Here is a 20,112-nt window from a genome sequence, read left to right on the forward strand (position 1 = left end):
TTCAGTTTTCAATGTTCATTTAAATATATATGGTGGAGACTAGCGGGATCGAACCGCTGACCTCCTGCGTGCAAAGCAGGCGCTCTCCCATCTGAGCTAAGCCCCCATATTCTTTTTAAATAAGAGTCGGGAAGACAGGATTCGAACCTGCGACCCCTTGGTCCCAAACCAAGTGCTCTACCAAGCTGAGCTACTTCCCGTATTTATCATAAAATCATTCTAAAAATGGTGCGCCCAATAGGAGTCGAACCTATAACCGCTTGATTCGTAGTCAAGTACTCTATCCAATTGAGCTATGGGCGCTCTATTAAAATGATGGTGCCGAGGACCGGAATCGAACCGGTACGATGATCTCTCATCGCAGGATTTTAAGTCCTGTGCGTCTGCCAGTTCCGCCACCCCGGCAAAATAATGGAGCAGAAGACGGGATTCGAACCCGCGACCCCGACCTTGGCAAGGTCGTATTCTACCGCTGAACTACTTCTGCAAAATGAAACTGGATGAGCCATAGAGGATTCGAACCTCTGACCCTCTGATTAAAAGTCAGATGCTCTACCAACTGAGCTAATGGCTCATGAAATGGTGCCGGCCAGAGGACTTGAACCCCCAACCTACTGATTACAAGTCAGTTGCTCTACCAGTTGAGCTAGGCCGGCTATTCACTTTTGAAAATGGTGGAGGATGACGGGTTCGAACCGCCGACCCCCTGCTTGTAAGGCAGATGCTCTCCCAGCTGAGCTAATCCTCCACATATTTATTATAAAGCCTGGCAACGTCCTACTCTTGCGGAACGTAAGTCCGACTACCATCGGCGCTAAGGAGCTTAACTTCTGTGTTCGGCATGGGAACAGGTGTGACCTCCTTGCTATAGCCACCAGACAAAATAACTTACTCAATGTATGATACATTGTTTATTAATCAATTACAATAGTTAATTTTACACTATCTTAAAGAAATTCACAAGTTCTTTACTTAATGCTCATTATGTAAATGCTCGTTTTTGACGACTTTTATATAATACTACGTTTTCTCATTAAAGTCAACGGTTTTCGTAACTTTTATTTAAAACATATATTTTATTTCGCACGTATTCGCGTTTACTTAACTCGACTTGAATTATCTTACCATAAGAAATCTCAGTTTACCATACCTTTTTCGGTATATTTTTATATTTAAATAGCATAAATATGCATAATTGTATCTTATTACTTTATTATTTTTAGCTTGTTGTTAAAAAAATCGCTCTATTCCATTTGTTTAAAGTTCAGATTTATAATTAAAAAGGATTAAACATCATGCCTCTTATCTGTGAGTCACAATATTTAATCCTTTATTTTAAGTTGATCTATATTATTTTTGTCTCATGTATGGGAATAATAATACATCTCTAATTGAAGCTGAATCAGTAAGTAACATAACAAGTCTATCAATACCTATACCTAAACCACCTGTTGGAGGCATACCATATTCTAATGCTTCAATGAAATCTTCGTCCATTTCATGTGCTTCATCATTACCTTGTTCTTTTTCAACTAATTGCGCTTCAAATCTTTCTCTTTGATCTATAGGATCATTTAATTCTGTAAATGCATTACCATGTTCTCTACCTACAATAAACAACTCAAAACGATCCGTAAATCGAGGGTCTTCTGGATTTTTCTTTGCTAATGGTGATATTTCTATTGGATGACCATATATAAATGTAGGTTGTATTAATGTTTCTTCAACTTTTTGTTCAAAGAATTCGTTTAAAATATGACCGTATTTCATATTGTCAGTTATTTCAACACCGTGCTCTTTAGCAAGTGTTTTAGCTTCTTCGTCACTCTGAATGTTAAAGAAATCAATACCTGTTACTTCTTTGACAGCATCTGCCATGTGAACTCGTTTCCAGTTTGATTCTAAGTCAATAATTTCTTCACCATAATTAATTTTTGCAGTGCCAAGTACTTTATTAGATATATGTCTAATCATATCTTCTGTTAAGTCCATAATATCGTGATAGTTTGCATATGCTTCGTAAAGTTCAATCATTGTGAACTCTGGATTATGACGTGTAGATACGCCTTCGTTTCTAAACACGCGACCAATTTCATATACTTTCTCTAAACCACCAACAATTAATCGTTTTAAATGTAATTCTATTGCAATTCTCATATATAATGTTGCATCTAAGGCATTATGATGTGTTACAAATGGTCTTGCTGCCGCTCCACCTGCAATTTGGTGCATCATTGGTGTTTCTACTTCTAAGAATCCTTGATTGTTTAAGTAATTACGCATTTCTTGTAAAATTTTACTTCTATTAATAAAAGTTTGCGTGCTATCTTGGTTTGTTATTAAGTCTAAATAACGTTGACGATAGCGTTGTTCAATATCTTGTAAACCGTGGAATTTATCTGGTAATGGTCGTAATGCTTTTGTTAAAAGCGTGAATGATTTTGCTTTGACTGACAATTCACCAGTGTTTGTTTTGAACATAACACCTTCAATACCTACGATATCTCCTAGGTCTGCTGATTTCCATAGTTCAAATTGTTCTTCTCCAACTTGATCTTTTCTTACATAAATTTGAATTTGACCTGATAAATCTTGCACGTGTGCAAAGCCTGCTTTACCTTTACCACGTTTCGTCATTAAACGTCCAGCTATGCTGACATGACTCTCTTCTTCTTTTTCTTGTAATTCTTCTTTAGAGAATTGATCCCAATCTTCATGTAACGGAGTAGCCATTGAAGTTCGTACAAATTTTCCGCCGAATGGATCGATACCTAAATCGTATAGCTCTTGCATTTTTTGACGACGCACCTGCATTTGGTCGTTCATTTCTTCTGACATAACTTTCTCTCCTTTATACTTCTTGTTCTATTTTAATTTTAGCCCCTACTTTTTGTTAGAATGCGAGGAATATCTATCATTTATGGTTATTGTATCTTGATTTGTTCCAATCATTTCTTACTTTACCATGACCACCCTATCTTTTAAATACAAAGATGGGTATTTCCCTATGTACTCAGCACTAATTTTTCAATTTTCAATTTTACTAGAGGTCATGAATGTAATAAAGTAATTTAAGCTTATATATTTCAGCGTATGCTAAAGTATCTGTTTAATCTTTATGAATGAAACAATTTTTAAAATACGCATTTTTACTGTGCAGCAATTCAGTGTATATAACTATTACTGCAATTGTTATACAATACATGTTGTTCTAGTTAGAGTTAATCTTGTTATATCAGTTGTATTAATGATTTAACATGCTTCTACCGCGTCCAAATAATGATAGAAGAAATCAAATGAATTTCACAATTAATATATAATAAAATTGCAAGTATAGCTATTCAATAAAAATGCTTTGCTAGGACTCATTCTCATTGAATTTATACATCGTTGCTTTCTTAACCCTTATATTGTTTCACTGAATTATCTAACGTTACTAAATTTCTAATTTTTTTGTTTGTATGAGGTTCAGTAAAATCTGGCGCAATATCATTGAGTGGTATGAGCACGAAAGAACGTTCCAGCATACGTGGATGCGGTATAACCAAGTCATCTTCATTTATAATTTGTTTATCAAATAATAAAATATCAACATCTAATGTTCTAGGACCCCATCTGATATCTCTCACTCTATGCAACTGTTGTTCTGTTTCTAGGCATGCATTTAATAAATCACGAGGTGTCAGTGTCGTTTGTATTTCAATACATTGATTTAAAAATTGAGGTTGCTCAACATATCCTACAGGATCAGTTTCATAAATTAGGGATGTTTGTGTTACATTGATACCTTCTGTTTCATTCAAAATATGAATCGCTTGATTAAGCTGTGTTTCTCTATCTCCAACGTTACTTCCTAAACCTAAGTATGCATATGACATTAGAAATTCTCCCTCACTATTTCTACGCCTACACCTTCATAATGGCCTGGTATAGGTGGATTTTCTTTAGTGATTCTAACTTTCGTTTCCATTACACGATTATAGTGTGAATTTATACGTTTTGCAATACGTTCAGCTAGATGCTCTACTAAATTCACTGGTTTACTTTCCATGATTGATTTAACATCTTCATATACTTCACCATAGTGAACAGTGTCAGTAACTTTATCTGTTTCACCTGCAAGACTTAAATCAACTTTCATTGTCACATCTACGATGAATATTTGGCCAATTTCATTTTCGGCTGGTAAAGCACCGTGATAACAATAAAATTTCATACCGCTAAGAAATATCGTGTCTCTCATCCTCATTCTCCTTTAAATAATCCATGCTTTGAGCCAAACGGGCGTTGAGCATAACATTATGAACCCTCACACCTTTAACACCTTTCATTATACCATATGCAGTAGTGGCGGCTGTTGCTTCATCTCTTTCAGTTGCTTGTGTGTCTCTATCTATCATTTCTTTAATAAATCTTTTTCTACTTGTCGCTAATAGTACAGGATAATCCGTAGCTATTAACTCGTCCAAGCGTGCCATTACTTCTTTTTCTTCATCTCTTGTTTTTGCAAAACCAATGCCAGGATCTATCCAAACTTTTTCTTGGGGAATACCTGCCATTTCTGCTTTATTTGCTTGTTTCAATAAATGTAGAAGCATTTCATCCACAACTGGCATTGTTCGATTACCATCACCATTGTGCATCAATATGATCTCGCCTTCATATTTAGATACAATATCAAAGATTTTTTCGTCATATAATCCAGCCCACTGATCATTAATCATTGTAGCGCCTAATTTCATCGCTGCTTCTGCCACTTCACTTCTATATGTATCAATAGAAAGTTGCACGTCTAATTGGCTGAGTGCTTTTACAACTGGGACTACGCGTTGCAATTCTTCAGTTACACTGATTTCTTCGTAGCCAGGACGTGTAGATATACCGCCAACATCTATAATATCTACACCTTCTTCAATCATTTCTTCCGCCCTTTTAACAGCCTTTTCTACTGAATTATATTTACCACCATCAGAAAATGAATCTGGAGTTACGTTTAATATGCCCATAATTTTTGTATGTGCCATCGTTACTTTCTTCCTTTCACTGTTAAATACCTCATCGCTAGCTTAGTAATCACTATTCTATAATAACGCTAATTTATAAAATTTTCAGTAAGCAATGCTCATATAACAAAAAATTTAAGTCTAATTCATTTTACCCATTTAAATAATCAGTAATTGGCAAGAACGCATTCAAATATATTAATCATTTCGCATTTTGACCTATTTCCATTGAATTACTTAATTTTATAGACGCTATCAGCACGTCATTAACAATCATTACAATACTTCAACTTAACATTAGCTGCTGTACATGTAATTCCGTATGGGCGTATTATTATACTAAAATCTAGAAAACGACAAAATCTTCACAGAAAGCACACAAAAAAACTGTCGACAAAGTCAGTAACCTTGTCGACAGTCTGAAACTGATCAAATCTACACATGATCGGTTTTATAAATATATTTTTAATCTTCAAATGAATATAAAGGTGTTGAAAGGTAACGTTCACCATTACTTGGCAATACAGTAACGACTGTTTTACCTTTACCTAAAGATTTTGCTTTTTCGATAGCTGCATAAATTGCTGCACCTGAAGAAATACCTCCAAGTATACCTTCTTCTTTAGCAACTTTACGAGACATATCCATCGCTGTTTCATTACCTACTTTTATAACTTCGTCATAGACATTCGTATCTAAAGTATCTGGTACAAAGCCAGCTCCTAAACCTTGTAATTTATGTGGTCCTGGTTCTCCACCACTTAATACTGGTGAATCTTCTGGTTCAATAGCTACAAGATTAATATCAGGGTATTTCTCTTTCAATACTTTACCTGCACCAGTTAATGTACCACCAGTACCAACACCTGCTAAGAATGAATCAATTGTTTTCCCTTCAAATTGTTCAACCAATTCTGGACCAGTTGTCAATTCATGCACACGTGGGTTAGCTGGGTTTTCAAATTGTTGTGGTTCATAATAGCCGAATTCTTCTTTTAATTCTTTTGCTTTTTTAATAGCGCCTTTCATTGCTTCTGAACCTGGTGTTAAAACAACTTCTGCACCATAAGCTTTCAATAAATTACGACGTTCTTGACTCATTGTTTCTGGCATAGTAAATACTGCGTTATAACCTTTAGCAGCACATACAAAAGCTAAACCTATACCTGTATTACCACTCGTTGGTTCTACAATTGTATCTCCTGGTTTGATTTTTCCATCTTTCTCTGCCTCTTCAATCATTGCTAATGCAATACGGTCTTTAACTGAGCCACCTGGATTTTGATATTCTAATTTTACATAAACATCTGCAGCATTTTCATCCACCACATTGTTTAATTTAACTACTGGCGTATTACCAATTACCTCAACGATATTATTTACTGGTTTGTTTGTCATAAGTATTGCTCCTTTTCATTAAAAAGTTTAAAACCTACTTTTTCTATCGGATATACTTTATATTTTATCAGATTTTGATTTGAATACAACTAAGAAGATTGAAAATTACAATATTTTTATAATTTATACTGATTTGAACATTATTTTAAAGGATTTTTTACATCTTTTCTAATAATTCCTGTAATTCATTTTCTGTATATTGATATTTACTTCTACAAAAGTGGCATTCTGCTTCTGCACCATGATCTTCATTAATCATACTTTCAATTTCAGCTTGACCTAGTCCTTTAATTGCATTCAAAAACTTTTCGTGGCCACAATTACATTCAAAACTTGCAGGCATTTCTTCTAAAATTTGAACTTCATCTTCACCAAGTATTTCATATAAAATTTCTTCTGGCGCTAAACCTTGATCAATTAATTTCGAAACTGGTGTCATATTGTTGATTGCTGTTTCTAATTTATTAATTGTTTTTTCTTCTGCACCAGGCATCACTTGAATGATAAAACCACCTGCAGCTTTTATAGAATTATCAGGATTTACTAATACGCCTAGTCCTACAGATGATGGCACTTGTTCACTTTTTGCGAAGTAATAAGTGAAGTCATCGCCTAATTCACCGGATACAAGTTCACTTGAACCAGAGAAATAATCTTTCATTCCAACGTCTTTTACTACAGTTAATGCACCATTGGTTCCAACAGCTCTACTAACATCTAACTTCCCAACGTTATTCAGAGGAAAGTGAGTCTGTGGGTGGGTCACGTACCCTCTTACATGGCCACTGGCATCAGCATCAGCTATAATTTTACCGATTGGTCCTTGTCCATCAACCGTAACTGTTAATTTTTGTTCACCTTTTAACATAGCACCCATCATCAACGTTGCAGTCATCGTTCTGCCAAGTGCAGCTGATGCTGTCGGCCAAGTATAATGTCTTGATTGTGCTTCTTGAATACTTTCTGTAGTTAATGCACTATATGCTCTTATTTGTCCTTCGCAAGCCAATGCTTTAACGATGTAATCATTTGTCATTTCTATAATTTCTCCTTTTATACATTGTAATGTTTTAATTGTTTTCTGATTTTTATATAGAATTTCATCATACTTTTTATCAATGCAATTTATTGTAAGTGTTCAGTCAAAAAATTGCTACATATCTGTTTGTAATTTGGTCGATTGATAAATATTAAAAAAGCTTCTTTCCACATCAATATGATAGCAGAAAGAAGCTTTTTGTTCAGTTATTAATTTCTATTGCTTGGATCGTTAGGATCACTTGGGTTGCTAGGTTTATCGATATTTGGCGCTTGCTCATGACCTGTATCTTCTGAGTCATCATTGTCATGTTCGCTATCTTTACTTTCTTTATCGATATCTTTTTCTTCTTGTTGATCTTCTTCTTGTTTACCATCTTCTAGTTGTTCTTTTCGTACATCTTCATAAGATTTACCGTATTTACCTTCTTTAAATTCACTTTCTTGATCACTAACAACTTCTGCTGCATCGTAATCAACTTCTGGTAATACACCATCATAGAATAATGAACGAATTTGCTCAGCAACTAATGTTTCTTCTTTTAATAAAGATTCAGCAATTAAAAGTAATTGTGATTGATGTTCTAAAAGAATGTTTTTACAACGTTCGTATTGTTCTTTAATAATACGTTGAACTTCTTTATCAATTTCATACGCAATTTGTCCAGAATATTCTGGATCGCCTTGCATGTCTTTACCTAAGAATACTTGTCCATTACTGCTACTTGTGAATTGTACCGTACCAAGTTTCTTACTCATACCATATTCAGTAACCATTTGACGTGCGATTTGTGTTGCACGTTCAAAGTCATTTGAAGCACCTGTTGATACTTCGTTGAAATTAATATCTTCAGAAACTCGCCCACCTAGCAAACCACAAATTTTATCTAGTAATTCTGGCTCAGTCATTAGGAAGCGATCTTGTTTTGGTAACATCATTGCATAACCACCAGCTTGGCCACGTGGTACGATGGTAACCTTATGGACAACCTCTGCTTCATCAAGCACCATACCAATAATAGTATGGCCTGCCTCATGGTGTGCTACGATATTACGTTCTTTTTCAGAAATGACACGTGATTTTTTAGCAGGACCAGCAATCACACGGTCAGTTGCTTCTTCAATATCACGCATATCTATTTTCTTCTTACCTTCACGTACTGCAACTAATGATGCTTCGTTCAGCAAGTTTTCTAAATCTGCACCAGAGAAACCAGGTGTTCTTTGAGATACTGCTTTTAAGTCTACTGTTTCATCAAGTGGTTTATTTCTAGCATGGACATGTAGAATAGCTTCACGTCCTTTTACGTCTGGACGACCAACTTGAATTTGTCTATCGAAACGACCAGGACGTAATAATGCTGGGTCTAAAATATCAGGACGGTTTGTAGCAGCAATCATAATGATGCCTTCATTTTCACCGAATCCATCCATTTCAACTAGTAATTGGTTTAACGTTTGTTCACGTTCATCGTGTCCGCCACCAACACCTGCACCACGTTGACGACCAACTGCGTCGATTTCGTCAATAAAGATAATACAAGGTGCGTTTTTCTTAGCATTTTCAAATAGGTCACGTACACGGCTTGCGCCGACACCTACAAACATCTCAACGAAGTCTGAACCACTGATTGAGAAGAATGGTGTACCAGCTTCACCAGCTACTGCACGAGCTAATAAGGTTTTACCTGTACCTGGAGGTCCTACTAGTAAAACACCTTTAGGAATTCTAGAACCCATTTGTTTAAATTGTTTATTATCTTTTAAGAAGTCAACAATTTCTATTAATTCTTGTTTTTCTTCATCTGCGCCAGCTACATCTGAGAAGCGTACACGTTTTTTCTGACTGTCGTACATTTTAGCTTTGGATTTACCAAAGTTCATCATGCGACCGCCGCCACCGCCGCCTCCTTGTGCTTGACTAAGGAAGAAAATAAATAATAAGGCTATGATTAAAACTGGAATTAACGTAGTTAAGATGCTTACAAATACGCTTTGTTTTTCTTCTTCTTTAACCGTAAATTTCAATCCATCTTGACTTTGTGCTTTATCTGTTATTTTTTCAAGCTCTTTATCATTATTATATAAAATAGTTGAAGAATAATCTTCATCTTTTTTAGTTTTACCACTTACCATATATACATTTTGTTCTGGCTGAATTTCTAAGGATTTCAATTCACCTTTATCTAATTGCTTAACAAATTGATTATATGTAAGCTGTTTTGGCATATTTCCGTTACCATTTAGCCACGAAAACAAGCCAAATATAATAACGCCAATGATTGCGATAACTAGCACGTTACGAAAGGCTTTCTGCATGCGTCGTTTCCTCCTACTTCAATAATAAAACTAACAAAAATTGTAACACAATACACAAGTGTTGGGCTAGTAATTCTACTTTTGTATGTACGTTACAGTTCCTGTTATTTTTATACTTTTTTATTTTGATATACAAACAGTTAACATATACTTTATAATCTATTCTTTAAATGATTTACGTATATGTCCTCGTATTTTATCAACATACTATGTATATCGACTCATTTAATCCGATTACGTTTTACAGTATATAACAATATTTCATACGATTAAATTGTACTGCTTATTTTGAATAAATTTCTGGTTTAAGTGTACCAATATATGGTAGGTTTCTATAATTTTCAGCATAATCTAATCCGTAGCCTACTACGAATTCATCTGGAATTTTTTTACCTACATATTTTGCTTCGATATCCGCTTTGCGACGATTTGGTTTGTCTAATAATGTTACAATTTCCAGTGAATTGACTTTTCTTGATTCCAATAATTCAGTTATTGATTTTAATGTTGTTCCTGTTTCTAAAATGTCTTCAATAATCAAGATGTCTTTTCCTTCTATTGAACCACTTAAATCTTTAAGTATTTGTACTTCACCCGTTGATTCAGTACCGCCATGGTAACTAGAAACATCCATAAAATCGATAGCTAAATGTGTATCAATATGTTTGATGAGGTCTGTCATAAACATTACTGACCCTTTCAAGATACCTATACAGACAAGTGGTTTACCTGCATATGCTTCAGTAATTTTTGCACCCAAGTCTTTACATATTTGTTCTATTTCTGCCTCATCCATTAATATTTCCTTTAAATCATCTCGCATAATTTCATTCCTCTCCCGTATTTCGTATGAAAATAGTATCTTTATATTCATTATTTAAGTATAACGTACCTATAGCAATAATTGTTTCATCTGCATTGACTAAAATTGGTAATTGGTTTCGCTCAGTTTGTATAATTTTGCGATCAATAAGTAATCGACTAACTTTTTTATGTCCTTTTACACCATTTAGTTTGAATTTATCTCCATTATTTCTAGTTCTAACGACTAACGGATAATCATCTTTTGGAAAATTATCTGTTATGTCTATACTATAATGACCATAGTGATATAAGCCTGGTTGCAAAATCTTTGTTGGCACAAGACATTTATCATAATTTGCCATTATTATAAATTTATCATAAGCGATATAAATATTCCATTTATCCGTTGTATATATTGTACATTGAGTAACTTTGCCTTCGAGTTGCTGAAACCAGGATTCGTACATTTTTTCAGTCATTGATGTCGTAACCTGTAATTTTGAAAATATTTTATCTAAAATAATTATTTTAATATTATGATTTAAATTAGAAAATGCAACTCTTGGAATTACTGTTTCTGTCTTATCAGCATTTTCATGAACATGAGTTTCTATAAAATGTAACGCATTGTCATGTAATGCTTGCAGTTGCATATCATGCCAATCTTTCAACTTAAGTAACTGTTTTGTAGATAAATGGAGATTGCTATCGATGGCAGGTAAAATACGATTACGAATATCATTTCTTACATAATGATTTTCAGCGTTTGTCTCGTCTTCATAATAAGGTACCTCATAATTTTGCTGATAGTTTCGAATGTCCGCTTTTGTTGTTTCTAACAATGGTTTGCACAACATATAAGCGTCTCGTGAAGTCAGATATGACATACCTAAACTACTTCTAGTTGAACGTCCAGTCATCAACCGATAAAAGATAGTCTCAATTTGATCATCTTGATGATGTGCGGTTAATAAGACGTCCGCATCCAGCTCCACCATCATATCATCAAACCATTGATATCGTTCGTTCCTTGCAATATTTTCAATGCTGTTACCTTGTTCAATGACTTTCGATAAATCTAAATGATGCACGAACAATGGAATTTGATACGACTCACAATATTTTCTTATAAATGATTCTTCTTCTTGTGCAATATCACGAATATTATGATTCACATGTAAGCAAGTTAATTTTCTATACGATTGAGACAACTGATTAATTAAGTTGTGCAATAATACCATGCTATCAATCCCCGTTGAAACGGCTAACACAATATGTTGGTCTTTATTCCAACCATCAGCATTAACTTCTACCATAGCTTACCTCCTATGTCACAATGCGAAAGATTTTTTACCTTTGAGTTTTACATGTACGTTGCAACGTCTGTACACAACAAAAAATAGACTGTTTCCTTAAGTAAGAAAACAGTCATTTATTGTCAAAGTCAAACGTCATTAAAATCATATTAAATGTTGTACTTAACAATTAATTTCAGTTCTCTTGGGAACAGTCTTATTTTATATATTTTAGCGTCTAGCGCCTTTTCCACCACGTCTAGATTCCGTTTGACGCTTAATAGAAGTCAATTTATCTTCGCTATCTTTTAAGAAGTTTGTTAGTTTCTTTTCAAAGTCCTCACCTTTAGGTTGAGGTTGTTTATAATTTGGTTTGCTTTGAGGTCTACGTGGACGATCTTTTGCTTTTTTGATAGATAAACTAATTTTTCCATCATCAGCAATTGAAAGCACTTTAACTTCAACTTCATCACCAACAGATAAGTGATCTTCTACGTTTTCAACGTAGTTATCTGCAACTTCACTTATGTGAACTAAGCCACTCTTTCCTTCTGGAAGTTCGACAAAAGCGCCAAACTTTTTAATTCCAGTGACTTTACCTTTAAGCTTGTTTCCTACTTCGATTGACATATTATAAATAAATCCTCCCGATTCGTTTCGATTTTAACCCTATTATATGCCTGTTTGCATAAATTAACAATGGTATAATGATGCAAAAAATTAAATTCACTTATTTATCATCATTTTGCGCCTTAGATTTAGTGTCAGATTTATTATCTCCAGGCAATTTGAAAATAACTTCCCCATCATTACTTAGATAGTAATCATCACGTGCAACTTTTTCAATATAATCTTTATCATTTAAATTATTTAATTGTTCTTTTAGTGCTAATTCTTCATCTTGTTGCTTTTGATACTTTTGTTCTTTTTGTTGACGTTCAACTGAATCTTCATTGTTACTTTGTTTTTGAGTGACAAGCATGATGGCTAAAATGATAATAATCAGTAGTAAAATACCACCAAATAAAGTGATACGTTTACGAACAACACGCTTTCTCATTTGTTGCTGCTGCTTTTTTTTGTTTTCTGCTGAAGTATACGTATTGCCTATATTTTCAACTTTTTTATTCATTTGCTTGTCACCTCCTATGTTTATATTTCACTAACTTTTTCTTCTTTAATGAGTTCATACATACCTTTTGCATTTTCTTTTGTTGCATGTTCGCTCAAACCTGTGACTTTAATTGTTACAATTTTTTGTCCAAATCGAATAACGAGTTCATCTGTTTCTTTTACATCAGTACCTGCTTTAGCAACTACGCCATTTACAGTAATACGTCCTTGATCACTGATTTCTTTTGCTAATGTACGACGCTTTACTAATCTTGAAACTTTGAGATATTTATCTAATCTCATCATTATTTTCCTCCTTGCTCTAAAATTCGTTTTAAAGCATTTTCATCTAACGATTTATTTTTTGTTTTATCATACAATGCTAAGAAGTGGTCTGCAAATACTTTCTCAAATTTCACACGCTGTTCTTTACCTTCCTTAGACTTAGCATTAGACCAAATATTTTTTAAATCTTCTTCTGTTTCTGCTTTTGCATCACCAAAAACATGTGGATGTCTACGTATCATTTTTTCTGAAAGACTTTGTATCACTTCATTAATATCCATATAACCTTCTTTTTTTCCTATGCTTGCATGTAGTAATACCTGTAATAGAATGTCTCCTAACTCTTCTATCATGTGCCAATCGTCTTCATTATCTATCGCTTCAAACAATTCGAATGTTTCTTCCAACAAATAACGTTTTAAAGTATGATGTGTTTGAACTTTATCCCATGGGCAACCTTTCTCGTCATCTACTAAGTGGTCAATGATACCAACTGCATAGTTAAAATCACCAAAGTATGTTTCTTCAATTTCCACTTTTGGAATAAATACACTAGTTATATTGTTAAAAACTTCGTCGTAATGATCTATTTCATATAACGGTGTTTTGATAACGTTGGCATAATTATTTCTGGCACCATCTACGATATAAACAAGTTGATCATCACTATAACGTTCCATCAATGTCACTTTTAAATCACCAGCGACCATTCCACTATAAACTTGTGTGATAAGTGTATGTGTACGAATATTCAATTTTTCTTTTTGAAGATCTGTTGCATCTAACATTGTAAAACCATCGTTAGGATCAACCTTCACCGCTTCAAATATATCGTCTATAAAGCTTTTACCACCTAATATTTCAACTTCTATATCAGAATGTTTTTGTGCATATTGTTCTAAATACACAGTTGTTGTCTCAGCTACACGTGGATGGCCTGGTACTGTATATACAATATTATTGTCTTTTGCAGTATTTATCAATTTTGACACAATAGCTTCATATACATTTTGAAAAGCGTCATGATTTTTATATTCTTGATCAAAGCTTTCAATATTGATACCTTCCATTGTTAAGTCTTGGATGACTGGGTGGTCAAAGGTACGTGTATAAACTAATGTTTGCTTTTTCAAAAATTTATAAATCCCTAATGGTAAATCCTCAATACCGTAATTGCCTAATCCAACAACTGTTATTTTATTTGTCATTAATGTTTCCCTCTTTTCATATGGAATAGTTTATCTCCAAAAGGTAGATGTTTGAGTTCTCTAAAACTTAATAATTGCATGCGTACGATAGAAAAAATCACTACAATAACGCCAATGGTAGCTGCTATGGCTAATTCGACTAAACCTTGCATTCTACCTTCTCCTGGAATAAGAAACATGACTATTTGTACTGTGATAGATAATAGCATCATTGTACCCGCTAATTTAACAATGAATTTTTTCATTGTTTGGAAATGATACATTTTTAATACTTGATACTGTAAAACCCACACAAATAACAGCAATGAAATGACAGTACTTAGACTGGCACCGAAAATTGAAAGTTGTGGTATTAAAACCATATTCAATATCGCTTTGACCACAACACCAATGCCAAATGCGAACAAAATAACTTTAACGCGATTTTTCACTTGTAATAAAGCAATATCCATCATTATAAGAGATACACATATAACTGTAAGCATATATACGGATAACGTTCCGTTCAAACTATCGTTTTTGAAGAACACACTGTTCATTACAGGGAGCAAATTGATCAAACCTATAGCTGCTGCCACACTAAATAAAATCGTAATCTTTATCGATGCATTAGCATAGCGATTCACCAGTATATGTTGCTTTGTTTTTAATGCATCTGTTAGTAATGGAATAAGCACAAAACAGAACGTCGTCGTTACAATTAACCCCATCTGTATAAAAGAGGCACCGCGGTCATAAATGCCTTTAAAAATAGTTGCTTCGTCAAAATCTAAACCAGTCATTTGAAGTGCATGTATCACTGTAAAACTATCCACCACTTGCCATACAATAACGATCAATTGGCTCACCGCGAATACAACAATACCTAGCGTTAACTTTTTCCAAGCAACATCAACACTGGCATGTGCTCTAGATAATTTAAAAGGTTTCCGTTGTATTAGAAACAAACTAGATGCTAAAAAACCAATACCTGAACCAACAATCGCTAATGTACCTGCACGATATATACTCCATGAATGACTCATAAACATCACAATGGCAATCATGATAATTACGACACGAATAAATTGTTCTATAACCTGGGAAATTGCAGGTATGTTCATCTCATGGTGTGCCTGATAGTAACCCCTATAGACACCAAGTATGCCAACAAATAAAAAGCTGACACTTGCCGCCCTTAACATAGGTGCTAAATTGACATCTCCCATTAGAAAAGCAACCCAATGTGCACAAGTAAATAAAACTAAGAAAAAGATAACACCAGCAAATTGTAACCTTAATAACACGCGTGTATATTGATTGGGTTGTCCGCTTGCGCTAAAAGTTTGAGTGACTGCACTAGGAATGGCATTCATCGATAAAATAACACCTAAAGCTACTATTGGATATACTTGTTGATAAGCGTATAGACCTTCATCTCCTAGTATATTTTGATAAGGCACACGGTACAACGCACTTAATACTTTAACAATGATAAGCGCTATAGTTAGTACAACAACGCCATTAAAAACACCTTTTGTTTCAGATTTAACGTTCATCTGGTATAACCATACTTTCTTCTAAACATTTCGCTAAGAATTTCAAACTATCTAACCATACTTTATCTTTATTGAGTGTCACTTTCATTTTACCATCTTGAACACCAACTTTCATTGCACGTCCAAGTGGTTGGGTTTGTTTAAAGAGTGCTTCACCATTGATGTCTGTAGTGCCTTTTTCGGATAAATAAATCTCTATTTTTTTACCTACATCTTTAATAAGTGTTACACCTGCATTCAACGCATGCACTTTTATTTCCATCATTTCTAGCAATCTTTCAACCTCAACTGGATAATTATTAAAGCGGTCAATCAGCTCATCTTTAACATCCATCAATTGCGATTCCGTCTCAATTTTACGTAATTTTTTATAAATTTCTATTTTTGCCTGTTCATTTGGAATATATTCAGCTGGTAAATAAGCATCAATATTTAGTTCAATTTCAACTTCGGGAGCATCAGGTTGTTCTTCTTTAATACCTCGTTTTTCATTCACCGCTTCTTCTAACATTTGTGAGTATAAATCAAAGCCTACGGAGTCAATAAATCCATGTTGTTGTTTACCTAAAAGATTCCCTGCACCTCGAATATTTAAATCCCGCATTGCAATTTTAAAACCGGAACCTAATTCAGTAAATTCTTTGATTGCCTGTAGTCTTTCTTCAGCAGTCTCTGATAATACCTTGTTAGATGGATGTAAGAAATATGCATAACCTATACGACTTGAACGCCCCACACGTCCTCGTAATTGATATAATTGGCTCAATCCAAATTTATCGGCATCTTCGATAATTAAAGTATTGGCATTTGGAACGTCTACGCCAGTTTCGATAATCGTTGTCGTTACAAGAATATCAAATTCATGGTTGATAAAGCTCAACATCGTTTCTTCTAAATCACGTTCATTCATTTGACCGTGTGCCACACCGATATTTGCTTCTGGCATTAACATTTGCAATTGTTCGCGTTTTTCATAAATCGATTGCACTTTATTGTATAAGTAAAAAACCTGGCCCTCACGTGATAATTCTCTTTCTAAAGCTTCTTTAATAAAATTCATATTTTGCTCTAATACATACGTTTGCACAGGAAAACGATTTTCTGGTGGTGTTTCAATGACCGATAAATCACGCACGCCCAACATACTCATATGTAGGGTTCTCGGAATCGGTGTTGCAGTTAAAGTTAATACATCAACATTTGTCTTAAGTGACTTAATCTTTTCTTTGTGTCTTACGCCAAAACGTTGTTCTTCATCTACGATGAGTAAGCCCAAATCTTTATAATGAATATCTTTACCTAACAATTTATGCGTACCAACAACGATATCAACATATCCTGATTTAAGTCCCTCTTTAACCTCTTTAACTTCCTTAGTAGTTCTAAATCTACTAATCAGTTGGATTTCTATAGGAAAATCTTGCATGCGCTCGATTAAAGTTTCATAGTGTTGTTGCGCTAAGATTGTCGTAGGCACAAGAAAGGCTACTTGTTTACCTTCCATTACAGCTTTAAAAGCTGCTCGTACCGCAACTTCTGTTTTTCCGTAACCAACATCACCACATAATAATCTATCCATTGGTCGTTCAATTTCCATATCTTGTTTAATCTCTTCAATGGACTTGCCTTGGTCTGGCGTTAATTCATAAGGGAAGTCAATTTCAAAATCATTTTGTTGTGGTGTATCTGGTCCATATTTATAACCAACTGACATTTCTCTTTCTTTATATAATTCTATTAATTCATCAGCCATATCTTCAACATTTTGTTGAACTTTAGCTTTTGTTTTCTTCCATTCTGTACCACCAAGTTTATTTAATTTGGGTGATTTATCTTCGGAAGCAACATATTTTTGTACTTGATCCATTTGATCTACTGGTACAAATAATTGATCGGTACCTTTGTATTGCAGTTTTATATAATCTTTATGAACGCCGCCAACTTCAAGTGTTTCGACACCTAAATATTTACCTACACCATGGTGAACATGAACAACAAAATCTCCGACTTTCAAATCTTGATATGATTTAATTTTTTCTGCATTTGTTAATTTCTTATGTTGTTTTGCTTTTTTCTTTTGTTTTGATTTAAATAATTCACGTTCTGTTACAACAACAAGGTGCATATATGGTAATTCAAAACCTTCTGATAGGCTACCTTCAGTGATGATTGCACTACCACCTTCACTTTGTGCACTTGGCGTATCTATAAATGTTGGTATGTGCATTTCATTTAACATTGATTGAATGCGCTCTTTTTTTGATTCAGTTTCTGCTAATACAACAATCGTATAATCATTTTGGATAAAGCGTTGGAATTCGGAACGCATAATATCATATTGGCCATAAAATTGTTGTACTGGCTTACATGAAAATTTAATGATTGTGTTGAGTTCTACCGACATCGTTGCAGTGAACAAAGTAAAATACGTAACTGGATATCGATTTAATAGTGACTCAAACCCGTCATATTGTAAGAAATTCTGTCCGATAAACCCTTTGCCGCTTTCAATTAAACTCTGCATAAATTCTTCAGCTTCAGAAACCAGTGTTGTTTCAGTTTCTTTGATTCTATTATATTCATCAACTGCTACAATCGCATCAGATTTAAAGTAATCAATAATGGTTGCAGGGGATTCGTACATAAAAGCAGCGAGTCTACGTAATACTTGATGGTCAAATAAAGAAGATTCAAAAAGTTGAAAACTTTCATATGTTTCTTTTAAGTCATTACGTACAGATTTATCTATTTTTGGACGTGTATACTCATATGCTTCTTTTAATTTTGATTTAGTGTGCTTTAATACTTCATCTGTAATGATGTAATCACTGGCAGTTGTAATGTCTACATGGTCTAAATTTTCTTCCGAACGTTGCGTCTCCACATCAAAGTTTCGAATTGAATCTACTTCTGTATCAAATAATTCGATTCTTACTGGTAAACCTATTAACGGATATATGTCAATAATGCCACCACGTAACGAGAATTCACCAATATGCGATACGACACTCTCTCTGCGATATCCCATGTTTACAAGTTTGTTTAAAAATTCATCAATATCAATATCATCACCAATGGAAAGTTTGAGTTGATGTGCTCTCCACATTTCAACAGGTGTTAACCATTTTTTAAAACCATTTAGCGGTACGATAAATAACCCTCTCTTTTCTTGAGCAAGTGCCGTTAAAGTACGTACACGTTCGCTCATGAATTGGGGGCTTTGGGTTGAAAATTCTTCTGTCATAATATCTTGCATTGGATACTTGTAAATATCATCTGTATCAACATATTGTTGCAAGTCACTCTCTAGTTTGTCTGCTTGATACAAGTTGTTCGTTACTACAAGTAATTGTTTTGAACTATGAATAAACTTTTCGGCTATGATTGTTGCCTTCGCCGAACTAGATAGTCCAGTAACCAATACGTTTGCTTCACCAAATACTTCATTTAACTCTTGATAGCGTTTATCTTTTTTAATATATTCTGTAATTATTGATTTCACTTGACCTCACCATTAAACTCATTCATCACACGGTCAAAACGAGAACTTTCAATATAAGCTTCTACTGCACGTGCTGAATGTTCTATTACTTTATTCATTGTATCCATTTCTTGCTTCGAAAATTTTTGTAATACATAATCAACAATCGACATGCCATTGGAAGGACGATCAACACCAATACGAATGCGTTTGAATTGGTCTGTACCTAAAGCTTGAATAATCGACTTCATACCATTATGACCACCGGCACTACCCTTTTGTCGTAAGCGAATTTCACCTTGTGGTAAATCCAAATCATCATATAGTACAAGTAAATCGTCTATATCAATGTCATAGTACTTCATCAGTGGCCCTACAGCATCACCAGACAAATTCATCATTGTCATTGGTTCTATAAACATCACTTTTTCACCAGCTAAACGTTCTATTGTATAGGCACCTTTATACTTTTGTTTATCTAATTTAAATTGATTGTGTTCTAACATATAATCAATAACTTCAAAACCGATATTATGTTTTGTCAGCTCAAAGCGTTTACCAATATTGCCCAAACCTACAATACATTTCATTATGTTACCTCCAATTGTTGTATTCACTCAAAAACATTTA

Annotated in this window: 16 protein-coding genes, 8 tRNA genes and 1 rRNA gene; all 25 read right to left on the minus strand. The window is 34.1% G+C overall.

The features are described 5' to 3' along the window. Positions 1-30: 30 nt before the first annotated feature. A tRNA-Ala gene (locus KA926_RS12415) sits at positions 31-106 on the minus strand. A 20-nt stretch (positions 107-126) separates the two neighbouring features. Further along, positions 127-200, minus strand: a tRNA-Pro gene (locus tag KA926_RS12420). A gap of 26 nt (positions 201-226) precedes the next feature. Further along, positions 227-303: transfer RNA gene (locus tag KA926_RS12425), tRNA-Arg, on the minus strand. A 13-nt stretch (positions 304-316) separates the two neighbouring features. Further along, positions 317-405: transfer RNA gene (locus tag KA926_RS12430), tRNA-Leu, on the minus strand. A gap of 7 nt (positions 406-412) precedes the next feature. Continuing rightward, a tRNA-Gly gene (locus KA926_RS12435) sits at positions 413-487 on the minus strand. A 14-nt stretch (positions 488-501) separates the two neighbouring features. Then, positions 502-574 (minus strand) — tRNA-Lys (locus KA926_RS12440). Between the two features lie 6 nt (positions 575-580). Further along, a tRNA-Thr gene (locus KA926_RS12445) sits at positions 581-656 on the minus strand. Between the two features lie 16 nt (positions 657-672). After that, positions 673-748, minus strand: a tRNA-Val gene (locus KA926_RS12450). A gap of 16 nt (positions 749-764) precedes the next feature. Beyond that, a 5S ribosomal RNA gene (rrf, locus tag KA926_RS12455) occupies positions 765-879 on the minus strand. 471 nt (positions 880-1,350) lie between these two features. Further along, complete coding sequence (gene lysS / locus KA926_RS12460; RefSeq protein ID WP_210144542.1) at positions 1,351-2,838, minus strand: lysine--tRNA ligase; 1,488 nt, start codon at positions 2,836-2,838, stop codon at positions 1,351-1,353. 560 nt (positions 2,839-3,398) lie between these two features. Beyond that, the gene (folK, locus tag KA926_RS12465; protein ID WP_107386282.1) at positions 3,399-3,878 is read right to left on the minus strand and encodes a 2-amino-4-hydroxy-6-hydroxymethyldihydropteridine diphosphokinase; all 480 of its coding nucleotides are present in this window, start codon (positions 3,876-3,878) and stop codon (positions 3,399-3,401) included. Next, positions 3,878-4,243 carry a dihydroneopterin aldolase gene (gene folB / locus KA926_RS12470; RefSeq protein ID WP_107386283.1) on the minus strand — a complete coding sequence of 122 codons (366 nt, stop codon included), beginning with the start codon at positions 4,241-4,243 and terminating at the stop codon, positions 3,878-3,880. The genes folK and folB overlap by 1 nt, the downstream gene beginning before the upstream one ends. Then, positions 4,221-5,024, minus strand: coding sequence for a dihydropteroate synthase (gene folP, locus KA926_RS12475; protein WP_107384077.1), 804 nt, complete (start codon positions 5,022-5,024; stop codon positions 4,221-4,223). Before folP ends, folB begins: the two co-directional genes overlap by 23 nt. A gap of 444 nt (positions 5,025-5,468) precedes the next feature. After that, a complete protein-coding gene (cysK, locus tag KA926_RS12480; RefSeq protein WP_107386284.1) occupies positions 5,469-6,401 on the minus strand; it encodes a cysteine synthase A in 933 nt (310 codons plus the stop codon). A 157-nt stretch (positions 6,402-6,558) separates the two neighbouring features. Further along, a complete protein-coding gene (gene hslO / locus KA926_RS12485; protein WP_107386285.1) occupies positions 6,559-7,437 on the minus strand; it encodes an Hsp33 family molecular chaperone HslO in 879 nt (292 codons plus the stop codon). 212 nt (positions 7,438-7,649) lie between these two features. Then, on the minus strand, positions 7,650-9,758 hold the full coding sequence (gene ftsH, locus KA926_RS12490; RefSeq protein WP_107386286.1) for an ATP-dependent zinc metalloprotease FtsH: 2,109 nt from the start codon (positions 9,756-9,758) through the stop codon (positions 7,650-7,652). Between the two features lie 283 nt (positions 9,759-10,041). Beyond that, positions 10,042-10,581, minus strand: a complete 540-nt coding sequence (hpt, locus tag KA926_RS12495; RefSeq protein ID WP_019467964.1) for a hypoxanthine phosphoribosyltransferase — start codon at positions 10,579-10,581, stop codon at positions 10,042-10,044. A 4-nt stretch (positions 10,582-10,585) separates the two neighbouring features. Then, positions 10,586-11,878, minus strand: coding sequence for a tRNA lysidine(34) synthetase TilS (tilS, locus tag KA926_RS12500; protein ID WP_107386287.1), 1,293 nt, complete (start codon positions 11,876-11,878; stop codon positions 10,586-10,588). A gap of 210 nt (positions 11,879-12,088) precedes the next feature. After that, positions 12,089-12,487 carry a S1 domain-containing RNA-binding protein gene (locus KA926_RS12505; RefSeq protein ID WP_019467962.1) on the minus strand — a complete coding sequence of 133 codons (399 nt, stop codon included), beginning with the start codon at positions 12,485-12,487 and terminating at the stop codon, positions 12,089-12,091. 100 nt (positions 12,488-12,587) lie between these two features. After that, positions 12,588-12,989, minus strand: a complete 402-nt coding sequence (locus KA926_RS12510) for an FtsB family cell division protein (RefSeq protein WP_107386288.1) — start codon at positions 12,987-12,989, stop codon at positions 12,588-12,590. 20 nt (positions 12,990-13,009) lie between these two features. Next, on the minus strand, positions 13,010-13,273 hold the full coding sequence (locus tag KA926_RS12515) for an RNA-binding S4 domain-containing protein (protein ID WP_107384081.1): 264 nt from the start codon (positions 13,271-13,273) through the stop codon (positions 13,010-13,012). Positions 13,274-13,275: 2 nt separating this feature from the next. Then, positions 13,276-14,463: a MazG nucleotide pyrophosphohydrolase domain-containing protein gene (locus tag KA926_RS12520; RefSeq protein ID WP_107386289.1), complete on the minus strand. Its 1,188-nt coding sequence runs from the start codon at positions 14,461-14,463 to the stop codon at positions 13,276-13,278. Beyond that, complete coding sequence (locus KA926_RS12525; RefSeq protein WP_107386290.1) at positions 14,463-16,001, minus strand: polysaccharide biosynthesis protein; 1,539 nt, start codon at positions 15,999-16,001, stop codon at positions 14,463-14,465. Before KA926_RS12525 ends, KA926_RS12520 begins: the two co-directional genes overlap by 1 nt. Next, on the minus strand, positions 15,991-19,503 hold the full coding sequence (gene mfd, locus KA926_RS12530) for a transcription-repair coupling factor (RefSeq protein ID WP_210144544.1): 3,513 nt from the start codon (positions 19,501-19,503) through the stop codon (positions 15,991-15,993). Before mfd ends, KA926_RS12525 begins: the two co-directional genes overlap by 11 nt. Next, positions 19,500-20,072 (minus strand): aminoacyl-tRNA hydrolase, encoded by a 573-nt coding sequence (gene pth, locus KA926_RS12535; protein ID WP_107384068.1) that lies wholly within the window; start codon positions 20,070-20,072, stop codon positions 19,500-19,502. The genes mfd and pth overlap by 4 nt, the downstream gene beginning before the upstream one ends. Positions 20,073-20,112: the final 40 nt, after the last annotated feature.

This window comes from Staphylococcus sp. GDY8P94P, from assembly GCF_017892255.1.
GTDB classification, from domain to species: domain Bacteria; phylum Bacillota; class Bacilli; order Staphylococcales; family Staphylococcaceae; genus Staphylococcus; species Staphylococcus cohnii.